The 15,610-nt window shown below is 38.3% G+C and carries 15 protein-coding genes; 8 read left to right on the forward strand and 7 right to left on the reverse strand.

The features are described 5' to 3' along the window. Positions 1 to 7: 7 nt before the first annotated feature. The 7 genes from FUA48_RS18480 to FUA48_RS11025 all read right to left on the reverse strand — a co-directional run bounded on the left by FUA48_RS18480 (position 8) and on the right by FUA48_RS11025 (position 8,742). Positions 8 to 3,733: a pyocin knob domain-containing protein gene (locus FUA48_RS18480; protein ID WP_205729406.1), complete on the reverse strand. Its 3,726-nt coding sequence runs from the start codon at positions 3,731 to 3,733 to the stop codon at positions 8 to 10. Positions 3,734 to 3,735: 2 nt separating this feature from the next. After that, positions 3,736 to 4,233 (reverse strand): DUF6712 family protein, encoded by a 498-nt coding sequence (locus FUA48_RS11000; protein ID WP_147583574.1) that lies wholly within the window; start codon positions 4,231 to 4,233, stop codon positions 3,736 to 3,738. After that, on the reverse strand, positions 4,208 to 5,365 hold the full coding sequence (locus FUA48_RS11005; protein ID WP_147583575.1) for a hypothetical protein: 1,158 nt from the start codon (positions 5,363 to 5,365) through the stop codon (positions 4,208 to 4,210). Before FUA48_RS11005 ends, FUA48_RS11000 begins: the two co-directional genes overlap by 26 nt. After that, a complete protein-coding gene (locus FUA48_RS11010) occupies positions 5,365 to 5,778 on the reverse strand; it encodes a hypothetical protein (protein WP_147583576.1) in 414 nt (137 codons plus the stop codon). The genes FUA48_RS11005 and FUA48_RS11010 overlap by 1 nt, the downstream gene beginning before the upstream one ends. Continuing rightward, positions 5,778 to 6,377, reverse strand: a complete 600-nt coding sequence (locus FUA48_RS11015) for a hypothetical protein (RefSeq protein WP_147583577.1) — start codon at positions 6,375 to 6,377, stop codon at positions 5,778 to 5,780. Before FUA48_RS11015 ends, FUA48_RS11010 begins: the two co-directional genes overlap by 1 nt. 281 nt (positions 6,378 to 6,658) lie before the next feature. After that, complete coding sequence (locus tag FUA48_RS11020; RefSeq protein ID WP_147583578.1) at positions 6,659 to 7,717, reverse strand: hypothetical protein; 1,059 nt, start codon at positions 7,715 to 7,717, stop codon at positions 6,659 to 6,661. After that, positions 7,717 to 8,742 carry a Clp protease ClpP gene (locus FUA48_RS11025; protein WP_147583579.1) on the reverse strand — a complete coding sequence of 342 codons (1,026 nt, stop codon included), beginning with the start codon at positions 8,740 to 8,742 and terminating at the stop codon, positions 7,717 to 7,719. The genes FUA48_RS11020 and FUA48_RS11025 overlap by 1 nt, the downstream gene beginning before the upstream one ends. An 803-nt stretch (positions 8,743 to 9,545) precedes the next feature. Between FUA48_RS11025 and FUA48_RS11030 the strand changes: the two genes are divergently transcribed. The 8 genes from FUA48_RS11030 to FUA48_RS11065 all read left to right on the forward strand — a co-directional run bounded on the left by FUA48_RS11030 (position 9,546) and on the right by FUA48_RS11065 (position 15,607). Beyond that, positions 9,546 to 9,944, forward strand: a complete 399-nt coding sequence (locus FUA48_RS11030; RefSeq protein ID WP_147583580.1) for a hypothetical protein — start codon at positions 9,546 to 9,548, stop codon at positions 9,942 to 9,944. A gap of 40 nt (positions 9,945 to 9,984) precedes the next feature. Continuing rightward, positions 9,985 to 10,875 carry a hypothetical protein gene (locus tag FUA48_RS11035; protein WP_147583581.1) on the forward strand — a complete coding sequence of 297 codons (891 nt, stop codon included), beginning with the start codon at positions 9,985 to 9,987 and terminating at the stop codon, positions 10,873 to 10,875. 10 nt (positions 10,876 to 10,885) lie between these two features. Then, entirely contained in the window at positions 10,886 to 11,239 is a 354-nt protein-coding gene (locus FUA48_RS11040) for a hypothetical protein (RefSeq protein WP_147583582.1), read from the forward strand. A gap of 8 nt (positions 11,240 to 11,247) precedes the next feature. Continuing rightward, positions 11,248 to 11,919, forward strand: coding sequence for a hypothetical protein (locus FUA48_RS11045; RefSeq protein WP_147583583.1), 672 nt, complete (start codon positions 11,248 to 11,250; stop codon positions 11,917 to 11,919). 107 nt (positions 11,920 to 12,026) lie between these two features. Beyond that, entirely contained in the window at positions 12,027 to 12,878 is an 852-nt protein-coding gene (locus FUA48_RS11050) for a hypothetical protein (RefSeq protein WP_147583584.1), read from the forward strand. Positions 12,879 to 12,902: 24 nt separating this feature from the next. Next, positions 12,903 to 13,121, forward strand: a complete 219-nt coding sequence (locus FUA48_RS11055) for a hypothetical protein (protein ID WP_147583585.1) — start codon at positions 12,903 to 12,905, stop codon at positions 13,119 to 13,121. Positions 13,122 to 13,125: 4 nt separating this feature from the next. Beyond that, the gene (locus tag FUA48_RS11060) at positions 13,126 to 14,133 is read left to right on the forward strand and encodes a serpin family protein (RefSeq protein ID WP_147583586.1); all 1,008 of its coding nucleotides are present in this window, start codon (positions 13,126 to 13,128) and stop codon (positions 14,131 to 14,133) included. A 4-nt stretch (positions 14,134 to 14,137) separates the two neighbouring features. Continuing rightward, entirely contained in the window at positions 14,138 to 15,607 is a 1,470-nt protein-coding gene (locus tag FUA48_RS11065; protein WP_147583587.1) for a hypothetical protein, read from the forward strand. Positions 15,608 to 15,610 lie beyond the last annotated feature (3 nt).

Genomic DNA, 15,610 nt, shown 5'->3' on the forward strand with positions numbered 1-15,610 from the left:
TGAATTCTTAATAAACAATGTTTCCGGTAAATACGCGCCACCCGTCGCTTGTTTTTACATACATGTTTCCTTTTTCAACATTAGGAGCTATAACAGTAAAAGTTGGTCTTGCAGTAGGATATAACGAATTTAAGATTGCCTTTGTTGGGGGAGTATTTAAATCTTCATTTTCTATTCTTTCAGAAGCTTTAACCATTCTTTCCCAAGGTCTCCAATATCCACCTTCAACATTAACACGCATATAGAAGTCGTTATAATCATCGTGATAGGTTTGAAACGTGGTTAGATTTGTAGTGTCGACAACCTGTAAAGTACCTTTGTTGTTGGAAGGGGTATTACTATTAGACTCTGCATCCTGAGGAGTATATAATCCTGTTTGATTATAATTGTTTAATTCTGAATAAGATGGTATAGTCCCCTTATGGGATAGAGTATTGCTAAGATTTGCTTTATTGTTTAAAGCTGTTTGCAGTCCGGATATATCTGTTATTTGAGTATTATGTGGGTTGCCGGATGTGAGTGAGTGATCGTAAGCGGTTTTACCTCTATCACCTCTGTAAGCAGTTCCCGAAGTTTCTCCCAGGACTAAAGACGAACTTGTAACAATATACCCTGAGGCAGCCCATCTGTAAACCAAGTTAGTATTAATAGCAACATATAACTTTCCGATTTCTCCCGATGCAGGAAAAGCAGCTAAATTTGCATATTCTAATACATCATCAACATAAGAAGGCAGTTGTGAAGCGGGGATTTTACCATCTACGAGGTCGGCTTTGTTTGTAGCGTAAGCATTCCAGTTAGCTATATCAGTACTTGTAAAGTCATTTGAATCCCAAAAATACTTCCAGCCGCTCCATGTAGAGGAGTTCATTACATTTTTATATACTCTGCCTGAATCAGAATAAAATAATATATATCTGGTAGATGCTGATCTATATATTCTATATAAGTAACCATTCTCAGCAATTGGTAGGTTTGTTGATGATGAAGCTACCCTGAATACGCCAGTTGTATTAAAATCCAAAACATCACCACTAACGATTGAGTTATTTTGAACACCTGAGCCAATACCAAATTGCCTATAGTCCCCCCATCCGAAAGCTGTATTCCAGTTAGCGACATTTGTAGATGTGAAATCGTTGTCATCCCATAATTTTCGCCAAGATGAATTTACTCCATTATCCCTGTTTCTATACTTAAGAGCAGGTGTTGAAGTAGAGGAAACATGAATTTGTCCCCCAAACTGTCCACCTGTATGCATCAATGATATGACTGAACCTGCAGTAGGTATATTAGTTACATCAGAACCACCATAAATAATGCCTGTGTTTAAGTTATTTAAATCAAAAGACGATGTTTGTTGTAATAAACCAGTACCATTATTGTTTAGTCTTAATGAATTATTCCAGTTATTTATATCTATTTGAGAAAAATCTCCATCATGCCATAATCTTTTCCATGGTTGGAATATGGAAGAACTATCAGAATGTCTGACATATATATCTTCTCCAGTAGCATTATTACTTTTCATCCATATTTGTCCCACAGCTCCTCCAGAAACACCAGATCGCAGGTTTAATAATGATCCTGAAGAACCAGGAATTGCAACATTTGCAGAGCTGGTTGATGTTGTATACATACCTGCTGCTAATAACTGGTTATTAGCATCATTAATATTGTTTATAGACGAGCTTCCTAATCCAAACTGTCTGTAGTCTCCCCAACCGAAAGCCGTATTCCAGTTACTTAAATTAGTGCTTGAAAAATCATTTGAATTCCATGTTTTAACAGGTTGTAATGTAAGCAAATCAGTGATGCCTGTAGTTGGTTTAATCTCATTTGCTATGGAAGTAATAGTCCTGTTTGCATTAGTTTGTACACCTAATTTAAATCTGAATGTTTGAAATGTATTTGGCTGATTAAACCAAAAGCATACATTACCACCATAATGAAAAACATCAACATTAAATCTGACACCTTTTGCTAAGTTGGATGCTTGAATTATATTGTTAGTTGATGAATATGTGTAACCTTGTATAATTGAATCTACAGGGAGTTGAGCATTATAGCCATTACCACTAATGTATAATTCAAACATAGTATCACTATATGCAGGTATACTCGTTTGTATAAATAAGCCATTAGTGTAACTGAAATAACCTCTGCCGTTATCATACAACGAGCCTATGCCTGAGCCTAATGTAATACCATTCTGAAAATTAATAACAGGTGAAAAAGTTTTTATTCCACTAATGGTTTGTGTTGTATTAGTGGTAGCATAATTAGAAGATGCTGAATAAACATTATTCCAGTTAGTAATATTATTTGCTGAAATTCCATTTGCAGGATGTGAAGTACCTATTTTATTATCAAGTACGGTTTGCAACCCTTCAACATTACTGATACCAAAACTAACGGAGTCAACAACATTATTTTCAGCGTCTTTAAATTCTAAAATATAAGGACTCGAACCATTAAAGTTAACCGACTGCATTAAGTTTGCTACAAATGCGCTAACAGGCACCGTGCTTAATACATTGCCCAGGTCATCTTTTAACTCGAGCTTTTCGGTAGATTCGTTAAAAAAGAAGGTAGTGCCCTCGTTGTTAAGAAACCCTACATTGATAGTCGCTAACACAGTTCCTTCCGCATTTTTAAGGTATAGTTCGCTGGCCGACTGATTGGCTGTAATGGTCATGCCATTTATATCGCTTTGCATTGCAAAAACATCGTCTGTGTTTTTGGCTGGAATGGTATAACTTACATCATCAATATTTTGCTCATAGTCAATCGTTGTGATGTTACCGTCTAGCGAGGTATGTTTAATCTGATTACCTGTAAAGGTGGTTTTATTCCCGGAGTTGTTGTCAACAATAGTTATGGGAACATCGGTAGACGGATCTATATTAGTAATGTCCTTTAATGACGGAGTAAACAATCCGGGTTGAATATTACTATTTGTGGCTTCTTCAAAGTCATCTTCGGTTAGAACAGTTGTTATACCATCATATTCGCCGGGCTGTCCGGTAAAGCGTTTCAGATATAATACACTATCCTGAGTGTAACTCAAATAATGAAGTTTGCTCGCATCACTAAAATTTCTAGAGGTACCGTTTACCTGATTAAGAAAATCATTAGTACTGGATATCTGCCCTAACGAAACAACATTCGATTTACTATTGGCAGTAATATCATCAGGTAAGAGTGCCTCTGGAGCAAGTTGGTACAGGTGAGAGGGAAGCACGGTTTTTCCGCCGGCTCCCCATGTTCCTTTTCCTCCCATAAACTGAAAGCGAAGCTTTTGGGACACAACCGATGTTGAGGCCGACTTATAAGCCGAGAAGAAAACCGGATTGTCTGTTGCGGAAACTACTGTTGTTGTCGAGTTGATATTGGTTAATACCTGATTTAAAAGGTTGGTACCGGTAACATAGTTAAGCTGTATTACCCTACCGATATTGTTTTGCTCAACAACTTCAACTTCATCAGTACCCAAAGTCGCTCTGGAATAGATAACTGATTGTAACGCCGACTGTAAATTGGCGGCATTGCTGTAAATTATTCCGTTTAGAGTAATTTTGCTGTAATGCGTTAGTGAAAGCATGATATCTTCACGCTCATAACAGTTAAAAATCTCTACCCTGTCACCGCGAACAACCGAAATGTAGTTCCTGAAATATTCTATACCGTTAAATGAAAAACGGGTATTGCTTACGCTGTTTATTATAGTCATGGTTATCCAATTTTTGTAAATCGTAATCTTTGTGGAGTGCCGCTGCCATTACAGTTAAAATTAGGATGAGAAGTTCGGGTAAGGTAGTTTTTTACGTTTTCCCAAATTTTAAAGGCATTGTCGCGGTTTAGGGTATATATGGCTTTTTTTGAAGAAGCATCTGCGGGACGGCTGGTATCGCTCAGTTTTTCTACTACCGAATAAGGTGTATCGGTTACCGAAGAAAACATCATATGCCTGGCATAGGCAAAATAGGAGAGCACCATTTTTAAGCCATAGTTGGTATAGGTCTCTCCCTTATATTCATAAGTGCTACCTTCCATAAGTTCTACATGATCCTGTGGTGCCGATACGATTTTGTTATATAGCTTTTCGCCAAGTAGCGGAGCCAGATCCTGTATTTGGGCATCCAGTATCATTTCGTTTAATTTATCGGTATTGGGAGATTTAGATATTTGCCTGTACTGTGCTATATCATTGCGGGTTATTAGCAGCTGCATCGTCTATCAGTTTTAGGGGTTCTACTTTAAGGCTTGTATAGTCCTGCGATTTTTGCAGTAGCTGGTTAAGTACCGATGTAAGAAGGTTACGCTCTTTTGTGGTGTTTTCCCAATAGGTACGTTTCATTTCCCTTATGGCTTCACCGGAGTTGCCAAACAGCGAAGGCTCGTTGGTTTTTATGAGTCCGGCAGGGAGGTTATTAAAGGCAACCAGTATGTTTTCGCGCACGCTGGTTTCGGTATAGCTAAATAACTTATCGTCTATTTTGCTTTCAATTTGTTTTATAAGAATAGCATCATCCAGCTTTTCTCCGGCAAAGTCCATTTCAAGGCATAAAACGCCTCCTGTACTTTCGGCGCCAAGACTGTCTTTAATAGCCTGTTGAAACTTTTTCCTTTCACTTTCGGCATCTATAAGTGACTTGCTTCCGGGTTCGAGTCCGTCACCAATAAGCGGACGCGTAACTACGAGTGTATTACCAAAAAAACCTTTGCGGAGCAACCTGTTTTTATATACCGATGCCTGTGCCTCGCTGTCGCAGTCGTTTGCAACCGAATCTATTCGCGAAAGCGGATAAAGCAGCCCGCTATCCATATTTATGTAAAGCACCTGACCTTTGTATTTGTCCCATCCTCCGGCTTTTTCAACCTGAGCGTCAATTACTTTTTTATCCGGATTATAAATGTCTATAAGCTGTATGTCGGTTTTTTTTGGTTTAAGCCATTCTTTGCAAACGGCAATTTTGCCGTGATAATCGTTACTGTCAGCTTTACCCAGCCTGCACCATTCGTAGGGAACAATACTAAAGTCGGCTATCTGGTAAAGGGCATTCCAGTTTATGTGGATAAATACCCCGCGTTGTTTAACCAGAGCTTCGGCCACATCGCAGGCAAAATCTATAAGTTTTGTGTTTTTGTCTTTGTTTATTATCAGGCTGTCGTTTTGGTCGCCATAGCCTTTACCTATAAGGTATTGTACCATTATGGCTGCTGCCGATTTTGCCGTGACACTGTTGTTTATGAGCCTGTCCATGCGTTCAGGATAGGCATTATCAGTATCGTTGGCGTATACATCGGCCGACTTACTCCACGGGGTGAGCCTTTTCCATACGTCTATTAACAGGGTTCTCATTATGCTTTGTTTTGGTTGGTTTTTCGTGGTTTACGTTTCGGTTTTGGTTGGCTTACAGGTTCTGTAATTGCCGGTTGGGGTATTTGTGAAAAATAGCGCTCGCCATTTTTATGTAACAGCAGCTTTTGGGCATATTCATCGGTAATATTGGCATTGTTTACCAGTATGGGTGAGCCAAATTCAAGCGGAATGTTTTCGTACTTGGCATGCAGCCTGTATTGTGTGGTGTTTTCCATGGCTTTAAAATGGTTTTTGTACCTTTCTAAGTAGGCGGTTAAACATTTGGGGCAGGAGGGATTTACCCTTTCGTTAAAAATTGAGGTATACTCTTCCAGAAACAGGCGGAGATACCGTACACCATCACCCGTTACTGAACGGGCGATGGTGCTGATATCCATCTGGGTAAAATCCATTATCCGGCTGCCTGAGCGAATAGGTTAGTAAATGCTGTTTTAGTAGCAGCATAATCTCCGTCAAGAAGTGTTTGCGGCATTGTTACTTCTTCATAACCGTCTACAGAAGCCAACTCAAACATAATCATGTTGTCGTTTTCTTTAGAGTTGTTAGTCATGGTAGAAAGTTCAAGTCCTGATTTTAGACCAAGTACCTCAAAGGCATCGGCACTGCCTTCACCTTTCCATACCTGCTCTATAACCACTACATATTTAGCACCCATTGCCAGTTTTGATGCCTGCAGCTTATTTGCAGCGCTAGGGTTAAATATCACGCCGCTAAAGGTGTGCTTAAATTTATCGGGAGCACTTTCTTTTTTAACCAGTTCCCACGCTTTTCCGTTAGACTGTTTAACTCCGGTTAAAAGATAACCTGTAGTACCCGGTTTTAGCTGTAGATTACTTACTAACGTAGGGTTGGTTGTATCTAAAGTGACATTGGTATAATCAATATCTTCTTTGTTGATAAGTATCACGTTTTGCTCGATACCTGCAATTGGGGCATTAGCGCAGTCAAAAGTAATATTGGCAGTAAGGTTTGATGTGCAATCTATTGGCATGTGTTTTTATTATTTTATAATTGAAAGATTGAATTATTTATGACTGAAAATTTTGAGAGGGGCTAAGTCACTTAGAGGCTTAGTTTCTTAGTAACTTAAAAAGAAGGCAGTGCACAATCACACGATATAGTGAGAAATGCCTGGCGGGCGTGGTGAAGGCAAAGGCTTTTTAAAGTTACTGAGTTGCAGAGCTGCTGAGTTCCAAAGTATAAAACAGTACAAGTATATAAGTAAAGATTGCGACTATGTAACTTTGAAACTTTGCTGCTTTGAAACTTATCTTAGTAAGCCGCTACTGTCATGTAGCTTTCAAGGTGTTTGGCATCTATAGTGTATGCCGCATCCATGATGTTTGTTTTAAGAGTCTTGTCGTAAAACACATCCAGTTTGGTTAGGTCTTCGTCGCTAAGTGTTCCTACCGGAATGTTTGATTTTGTAGTTAGTACGGCTCTGTGTGGCAGGTTGTGTTTTGTACCATTGTCCTGGTATGATTTAATATACCTGTCCCAGTCGTAGCGCACTTTTACCTCGATACCATCGAAGAACAGGCGTGGGCGGCCTTCTTCCACTACTTCAAGGAAGCCCGAACCTAAGTTCTTTTTCCTTAGTGTAGCGCGGTAGTTATCGGCAAGGGAACGTGTTGCTAAAATATAAGCGTCGTCGGCAGAGACAAGGCGTTCATCGGCTGCGGTTACCATTTTTTCAAAGATGTCTAAAGCAGCATCTTCGGCAAGTGCCTGAGAGGCATAATCTGCTTCTGCATTTTTAGCAATAGCAATATAGTTATCTGCTGTTGTAGGTACTTCGGCAAAAATCTGTTTAAACAATCCGTCAAACGAGTTAAAGTAATCAAGATCAGTTCCGTTAGTAAATACACCTCCGTTGTCTACAGTTTGTGCTGCTGTATCGTTAAACCATATTTTGCGGTGCATGTTTTCCAGCATGGCGCTTTCCACAGCCGAAATAATTACGCCAAACTCCTCGGTACCTACAGCATCAAAGAAGTCGGGGTTAATGCGTTTAGACTTTTTAAACAGCTTTAAAAGAGCCGGCATATCTGCCTGGCAGTGAGAAAGGCGGAAGTCCTCAAGTACCGGAGTCCAGTACTTTTCGGTAAGTTCAAAGCCACCAGCCTCATTTGGCGTACATCCGCTGGCTTTTTTGCCTAAAAGCCCCAGCCTGCCTGCAAAGGCAATTTGTGTACTAACATCTATGCCTGTTTCTATATCGTGATACTCCTGCAGGTCAGAATCGTTGTATACGCGGTTAAAAACTACCCCGCTTACCGTTTCGGCCTCACGTGGGTTAAGTGTAAGGTTCTCTGCATTTACTAATGCCATTATCGTGCTTTTTTAGATTTCAAGTATTCTTTCATTCCGGCTAGTTTGTCGTTTTCGGCAGGCCTTCTGTAAGCTGCCCTTTTTCCGTCAAGACTGTAGTTGCTGGTAACCTGCCTTTTAAGAGCCATTACCTCACCTTTAATTACGTTAAGCTGTTTTTTAAGCTTTCTGTTTTCTGCCTTTAGTGCAGCGGCTTCTTCGGCAGGAGCATCTTCTTCGGGTTCAATAATCTCGGTAAGTTCACCTTCTGTAAAAATGTAGGTAAAGCCATCGGGCATTATAAACTCACCTTCTGCAGGAAGTCCGTCTACAGTTGCCAGCTGACCGATTTCTATTATGGCATCGTCTTCCAGTTCTGTAAAATCAATTTCGGTTCCTGTGGCATCCTGTACCACTTTGTTAAACATGTTGCTGTGCTTAAACTTTGCCAGCACTTTTGTAAACAGGCTTTCCATCCAGTGCCTGTCTTTCTCGGTAAATTTGGTCATAGTATTAGGTTTTAAATATGCTTTTGCAGCTATGGCTACCTGCTGCGAGGTGGTAAAGCCCAAATCGGTTAACTGATTACCCGTAAGCCATGTTTCGTTTTTAAGGAGGGGGAGTATGGCCTGCTCTTCTATATTGAGCGCGCCTTTGTAAAAGTTTACCAGCTTTTTTTCTATGCTTTTTAGCTGTGCGGCAAACTGAGTAAGCTCGTCGGCAGTGCCCATAGATCCGCCCCAGGGCAGGTGAATCATAAACGGGGTGTTTTCACGTATTAGCCTTTTGTTGCCCGCCATAAATATTACGGTTGCTATACTGGCTACTATACCGCTGCCTATGGTGGTTATGGGTTTACCCAGCGATTTAAGGTAGTGGTAGATGTCGAAGCCCACATCTACGAGTCCGCCCTCAGAGTTGATGTGTACGTTAAAAGCGGTGGCTTTGGGCTGTTTTTTTACCTGGCTTACAACGTCTATAAGCGCTATGCCGGGAGTTCCGTCAAAAGAGCCTATCTGGCCGGAGATGTAAATGTTTCCTGTCATTTCATTTTGTTCATTTAAGATTGAAATCTTTAAGTTGCGGAGTGGCTAAGTAGCTAATTTTCTGAGTAGAGCATTTAGGTGTAGAGAGAGGAGTTCCCCTCTTGAGAGGGGCAGGGGTGTGTTATATTTATTCTTTTGTCTTGAAACAAAAGAACCAAAAGTTCAGGGCTATGGCTCCTTAGGCTAAAAATTACTGCACTTGGCTAAACCATCCGAACTCGGCTTTCGCCTCAAACAGCGGATGCTTTTTAACGCCGCATTTGTAATTTTCTTTACGCCACAGCTCCTAATGCCACAGCTTCACTCATAATTGCTTACTCTAATTGTCATTGCGAGGAGGAACGACGCGGCAATCTTCAACTATTTTAAATTCTGAATTTTAGATTTTAAATTAGGAGATGTCTCCCTGAGGTCGACATGACAAGCTGCGCGTGGTTAGAGTGGAGATTTTTAGCTACTAAGACGAAGTAACTTTTGTTGTCTCATTTTTACAGTACAAAGGTACGGCGGGTTTTTAGGTTTTTACTGAAGCGGCTTTTTCAGTAAAATGTTTTTATATTTGAAACCAAACCAACCACAACTTATCTAATAATGAAAATCATTAACCGCTTCAGGTTCTATTGGTGGGCCTTTTTTACTTTTATTCTTGGGTTTGATACCTTAAAAAATTTTATCAAACCATACAATTATGTAAACTGGTTTAATATAATTTTAGTAGTTATATTTTTAGGATTTATACTTATGCCTTTATTCTGCCCTAATAACATTGGTATAAAGTTTACTGATAAGGAAAAACAAGAATAATGTACAAAACACTTTATAAAACCACAAAGCTGGAGTTAAAGTATCTTTATGAAACCGTTTACCTTAGTTTCTTAGCTAAGGGAAAGACAGTGCGTTTAGGAGATATATATGGTGATGCTTTATGCGGTATTATAAGCGATGATGATGACTGGGCTATTGCGGCTGGAAACAGCCTTATAATTTGGACACCTGAAAAAACAGAAACCATAGAAGATACCCAGCTTAGTGATGTTTTTGCAATGAGGACAGTTGGTAAAGATACCGTAAACCTGCTAACCGACCCATGGAGTGATAAGGCTGCCGTATGGGAGTTTAATCCGCTTAGCAAAACTCTCTTAAAATTGTATGACTTCCCGAATTATATAAACAAGCCCTATACTGATACTATTGAGTGGTAAACTTATTTATCTATATTTGGAAAACCAACAAACACACCTAATGAAAAAACTATTACTTCTGTCTCTGTTAACCCTTGTTGCCTGTGGTGATAAACAAGGTAAAACGGGAGAGAATACAGTAATTGATACGCTTTATTTACCAGATTCGGGTAAAGGAGCCCTTAAGAAGGTAATTACTGTAAAAGACACTTCGAGATATTCTGAAAAATTTATAGAAGACTTTAAAAAAGACGACTATTTGTATGATGTTACCTTAATTGACAGTTGTTTGGTAACCAATGGCGATTCTATACAAATACCCTTAGATCTTAAACTTAACAGGGAGTATTTGTTTGCAAAAAGTATTAATTTAAAGGGTTATGAGGTTTTTATAAGAAGGACCGGGCTGACTAAAATTAACTATACTTTTAAGGAAGAATATGATTATGACGAGGATAATTACATTGTAGGTGAAGCTGAACTTTCGGGGAGGTTTTTTGATGATAAACATAGTTATACTGATTCAACACTTTTTAAAAATGAGGTATTTGTAACTAATAGATATCACAGCCTGCAGGATAAAGATATTTTTATAGATATTGGTGAAAATGAAAGTAAAGATTCCATACGGGTCGTTTTAAATATTCCGGAGAAGGGGATTACTACTGATTTAATTTTTGAGCAGCAAATTTATATTGAGCCACTCATGGATACAAAAGATATGGTAGTGCTTTTAATAGCATTTATTGTATACATAATTTTACTGATTTTTGTTTTTGCTCCTATTTATGCTGTGGTTTGGCGCTTTGTTAAAAACAGGACTCCTGTTAGAGGTACTAACTGGTATATGAGATTTTATGAAGCGAAGAAGGAGAATGACAGGGAATATGAAGAGTATCTTAAATGGGCTGCTAAAAGAGGATATAAACCTATTATAAAGAAAAGAAATTAAAAGTATGGAAATGAATGATGTTTTTATGGTTTTTAAATGGGTACTGGCCCTTTTTGTTATAGGCCTTGTAGGATCTGTTATATTTCAGCTTCTTCTTAAGATCGTTTTTGCTCTCATAAAGTTCTTAGTATTTACAATAGGCTATTTACTTAACCTGTCACTCATGAACCCTTATATAAAGCAGCACTTAGAGGTTATAGGTAGTAATATGGATTATGAGGATTATATTAAAGCTGTGGAAAGAGACGAAAGAAAAAGCGGTAAAAGCAGCGGAGAAAGAATACCAAGGGAATATGAGTATACCGGTTTAGAAAAGGCAGAAGACGATAAAAAAGACAAAAAGAAGAAGAAGAAAAATAAATAACACACCTTATGAAAAAAATATTGCTACTGTCTTTACTGGCACTTGCTGCCTGTGGAGATAAAAAACTGAATAAACAGGCGGCAGAAACCTCTGTTGCTGTAGATACCGTTGGTCCCTATCTGTCTTTTGAGAGAATTGATAGTCGCCCTGTAGGCTCTAACTTGCCTGATAATATTGTAGTTAAAAACGTTTCGCTATTCCCAAAGGAGTTTATAGAGGAACTTGAAATATCAAATTATCCCGAAGAGATTACCTATACAGATGATTATGTAATTACTAACGGAGACACTATTGCCTATCCTGACATGCTTAAAATAGGGAAGGAATATTTTTTTGAAGGGATAAATAAGGGAGAATATTTTGGGCTCAAGGTCAAGAGAAAGAGTATTTGTGAAATAGAATATCACTGTTTTGCTCAGGAAGATGAAGTATTAGACGATGTAGTAACGGGAGTGGTTAGCCTGCCTTCGTTTTTCTTTTTTGATACCAATGAGTATAAAGATAATGTAACAGGAAAGGAATTCTCTGTGTCAACCTATCTGGATATGGAAAACAGTACTAACTATATTGGTTTTAGCAATAATGGTCAGGATAAGCTGTTGGCTGTAATAAAACTTTTTAAAGGCTGGGATGCGGATGAAGGGGCCGTATTAAGGCAGGTTGAAAAACTAAAATACTAAACCATTATGAAAAAGCTGTTGCTTTTTTCTAATAGCAGTCTTTTTGAACAGTAATAAAATTTTAACATTTTGCGTTATATTTGAAGAACAACCAAATAACGCAAACCATGAAATCCCTACGCCTTACAATGCCACTTTTGGCACTCTTGTTTGTATGCTGTAAACAGGAGGAAAACAATCCGTTACATTCTATTGAGGTTATTGAGTTTAAGGAAGAAGACAGTTCTATAGCCGGGTTTATAGAAGGGCAGGGAAGTGAAAGTAACTTTGGCCCTGCGGTAGATGTTAGCTTTTTTAAGCAAACACAATTCTTTGCAACGCCTCAGCACGAACTTTCCGATAATAAAAATGCCATATACTGTCCAACACTGGCAATGGCTTGGCATCAAATAGAAAAAACCTTTAATAAGCCCATTGTAGTAAGCGATAGCTACCCAAACCTACAGGAACTTAATAATTATAACGGATACAAAGGCAGCCTTAAGGATAGCGAGTATCAAACTGCTGTAGAGATAATTATAAATACTTTTGAGATAAAGGCTTCGGCAAAGTTTACTAAGCTTCTTCCGTTTAGTGAGCCTATGGAGGTTTACACATCTCCGTTCCTTTTTAAAGGTAAAAATGTAGAAGCTTTTTATGTATGGGGCGGTCATGGCGAATACCGTGTAAACATAGTAGACTACAAAAATGATAACGACTTTATGGTAAGGCTGAATCCGAAAGACAGGAACCATGAGATCTTATTATGGATGCCGGAGGAAAAACCAAAATCACTACAGGATGCCATAGAGCAGGCAACTAAAATGGTTAAAGTAAGAAACACTTTTCAACCCGCTGCCAATGATGCCTGGAGGTACAAATTTGTAGGAGAAGATGAACTTGTTATTCCTAAAATATATTTTAATTTAAAATCAAACTACCCTGATATTACAAACAACAGGTTTACCCTAACCGGATAAACTGAAGAATATAATATTGAGGAAGTGTATCAGCGCATTTCTTTTCAGCTTGATGAAAACGGTGCAATTATAGAGAGCGAAGCCGAAGTAGCGGTGACAGAAGAAATGGAACCCGGAGAGAAAATTGTTCCTAAAAAAATGCTTATCAATAAACCATTCTTATTATTACTAAAACGCAGGGACAGTAAAAACCCTTATCTGGCGGTATGGGTACAGAATACCGAGCTTTTGGTTAAAAAATAATTATATGAAAAAGATAGCCCTAATCGTTTTTTCTGTTTTTCTTGTAATAGGCTGTAAGAAAGATACAAATACCAATCCGGTAGCGATAGAGAGTGCTTCCATAACTCACCTAAGCGACTTAAAGGGCACAGAATTTTTTGCTTCGCCCGATAATACCCTTACGGGTAAAAACGCCATATACTGTGCATCGCTACCTTATGCATGGACAAGAATAGGTGAGACCATAGGTGGAGAAATAACGGTTAGCGATTCTTTTCCGCAATTGCAAAGGCTTAATAAGCACAGCTTTTTTGTAAAAAACGTATTTACTAATACAGACTATAATACACGAACCGATATTGATAAACTAACAGGTGCCATAGAGGTTTCGGCGTCTTTTAGTAAGCAGTTGCCATTTGAGTATCCTATGGATAACTATAATGGAGATTTTGTTTTTAACGGTACTAAAGTAGAAGCCTTTTGCATACGTGGTGGGGAATATGAATTTAGGGCAGACATATTGGAGTATAACAGCGACAGTGATTTTATTGTCCGCTTAAACCCTAAAGATCCAAAACACGAGATACTCATTTGGATGCCCTCAAAAAGGCCTCAGACTCTGGAAGCCGCTATACAACACGTTGTTTATACTTTGAATAAACCTTCTACAGTAGAGGAAATTGAAAAGGAGGTTTTAAAAACCAAGTTTAATGAACTTGATCTTTTGGTTATCCCTAAAATAGATTTTGATATCGATTATGATTACCCTGAACTGATTAATAACACCTTTACAACCCAAAGCGGTAAAAAACCACATACAGTAGCACAGGTATATCAGCATACCAAATTCAGGCTCGACGAAAAAGGAGCTGAGGTACAAAGTGAAGCTGCGATAGCGGTAGACAGTATTGTAGCTGCAAAGCCTAAGAGAATGTTTGTAAACAAGCCTTTCCTCTTATTACTGAGAAGCGACACTATGAATCCGTATCTGGCGGTATGGGTAGAGAATACCGAGCTTTTCGTTAAAAAATAATTCTATGAAAAAGCACCTTACATTATTATTGCTGTTAGTTTCTGTTTGTTTTTACGGGCAGGAATTTGCAGACGGTTTTTATATAAGTGCCTTTAATAGTGGTTATCCTATTTTGTATAAAGATCATAAGGGCAATTATAAAGAAGTGGAGCTGATTTTTAATAAAGATGAAATAACCAAAAGGCTTGAAAAATTATCTCATTATGTTCCGTTTTATATTCAATTTGAAGGTTTTACCGATGCTGACGGACGTTTTACGGTTAACGAAATACTAAAAATAGACAGGACCTATACGGCAGATATTATTACTACAAAGCAAGGTCTTGAAGTTATAGAATTAACTAAAAAGACCACAGCTTTTGATGCACAGGGTTTTTGTATTGAAAACAACGATAGGTTAGCATTTTTTAAGTTGGAAGACGGAAAGCTTTCAGCTCCGGCGGTGCTTATCCTGTCTGATAATAATATTTCTCTCCCTAAAGGATTTACAAGTGGGAGGCTCATTAAGGTTAAGGGCAGGCTTTCAAGCGGGTTTATACCTTATCCGGAGCCTGATATTTATCCTTCTTTTTTCGGGCACGATTCATGGAAAGAAATACTGGCAACCGAAGTAACCCTTACAAATGATAATCAGCTTTTAGAAGACTATCTTGAAAAGCAGTCCGGGTTAAAGTCGGAGCCAATTCAAAAGGAACAGGCCGAATATTTTGAAGGTGAACTGTTTATAACCACGAACTTTGAATTTAATAGCGAACAGATATATGCAATGGTTCCGGAAAACGGTGATCTGGTAAATAAAGGTGGGGTGATTTTTAGCGATGCTATTAAAGAGATACCTAAGCTGCAATTTATAACCACGTTTGTACCCCATCTTAGAGAAGCTCATGAGGAGTACCTTACTCACGGTATACTTATTAAAGCTAAGGGTCTGCGCATTTATGGCAATCCTTATGCACTTAATAACCAATTTATGTACAGATATTTTATTTGGGATATAGAAAAGGTTGATGTTTCTAAAACCTTGTGGGACTATAAGGCAAAAACAGTTGCAAAAAGGGGCTTTTTTGGTAAAGATGATGAAAAGCAAGTTTTTCCTGCTAACTTACAGGAAAACAAGCAATATACATTTAAGGAACAAAAAGACGGACACAGCTTTATGTTAATGGCTAAAAGAAAAGGAGGCTATGTACATTATACATTTACAGCTGCCTATGAGAATAAGAAAGTAACACAGTTTACAGGTAAACTTCTTTTAGACCCGGGGTGTTATTTATTTGTTTCTTCCACCGAAACCGACTCCTGGTATAGGGAGGTTTACGAAAGTACTGAACCCGACAGGTATGTTAAAGGTAATTCGTTATTTACACTATATGTGTTAAGTGAAAAAGACGAAAACGGCAACATAAAAATAGGCATTAAAAACAGCTATAATACTTCGCCGATAACTATTGAACTTACCGAAGTAAAAAACTAAATT

Origin of the sequence: Flavobacterium alkalisoli, from assembly GCF_008000935.1 — a bacterium.
Classification (GTDB): Bacteria; Bacteroidota; Bacteroidia; order Flavobacteriales; family Flavobacteriaceae; genus Flavobacterium; species Flavobacterium alkalisoli.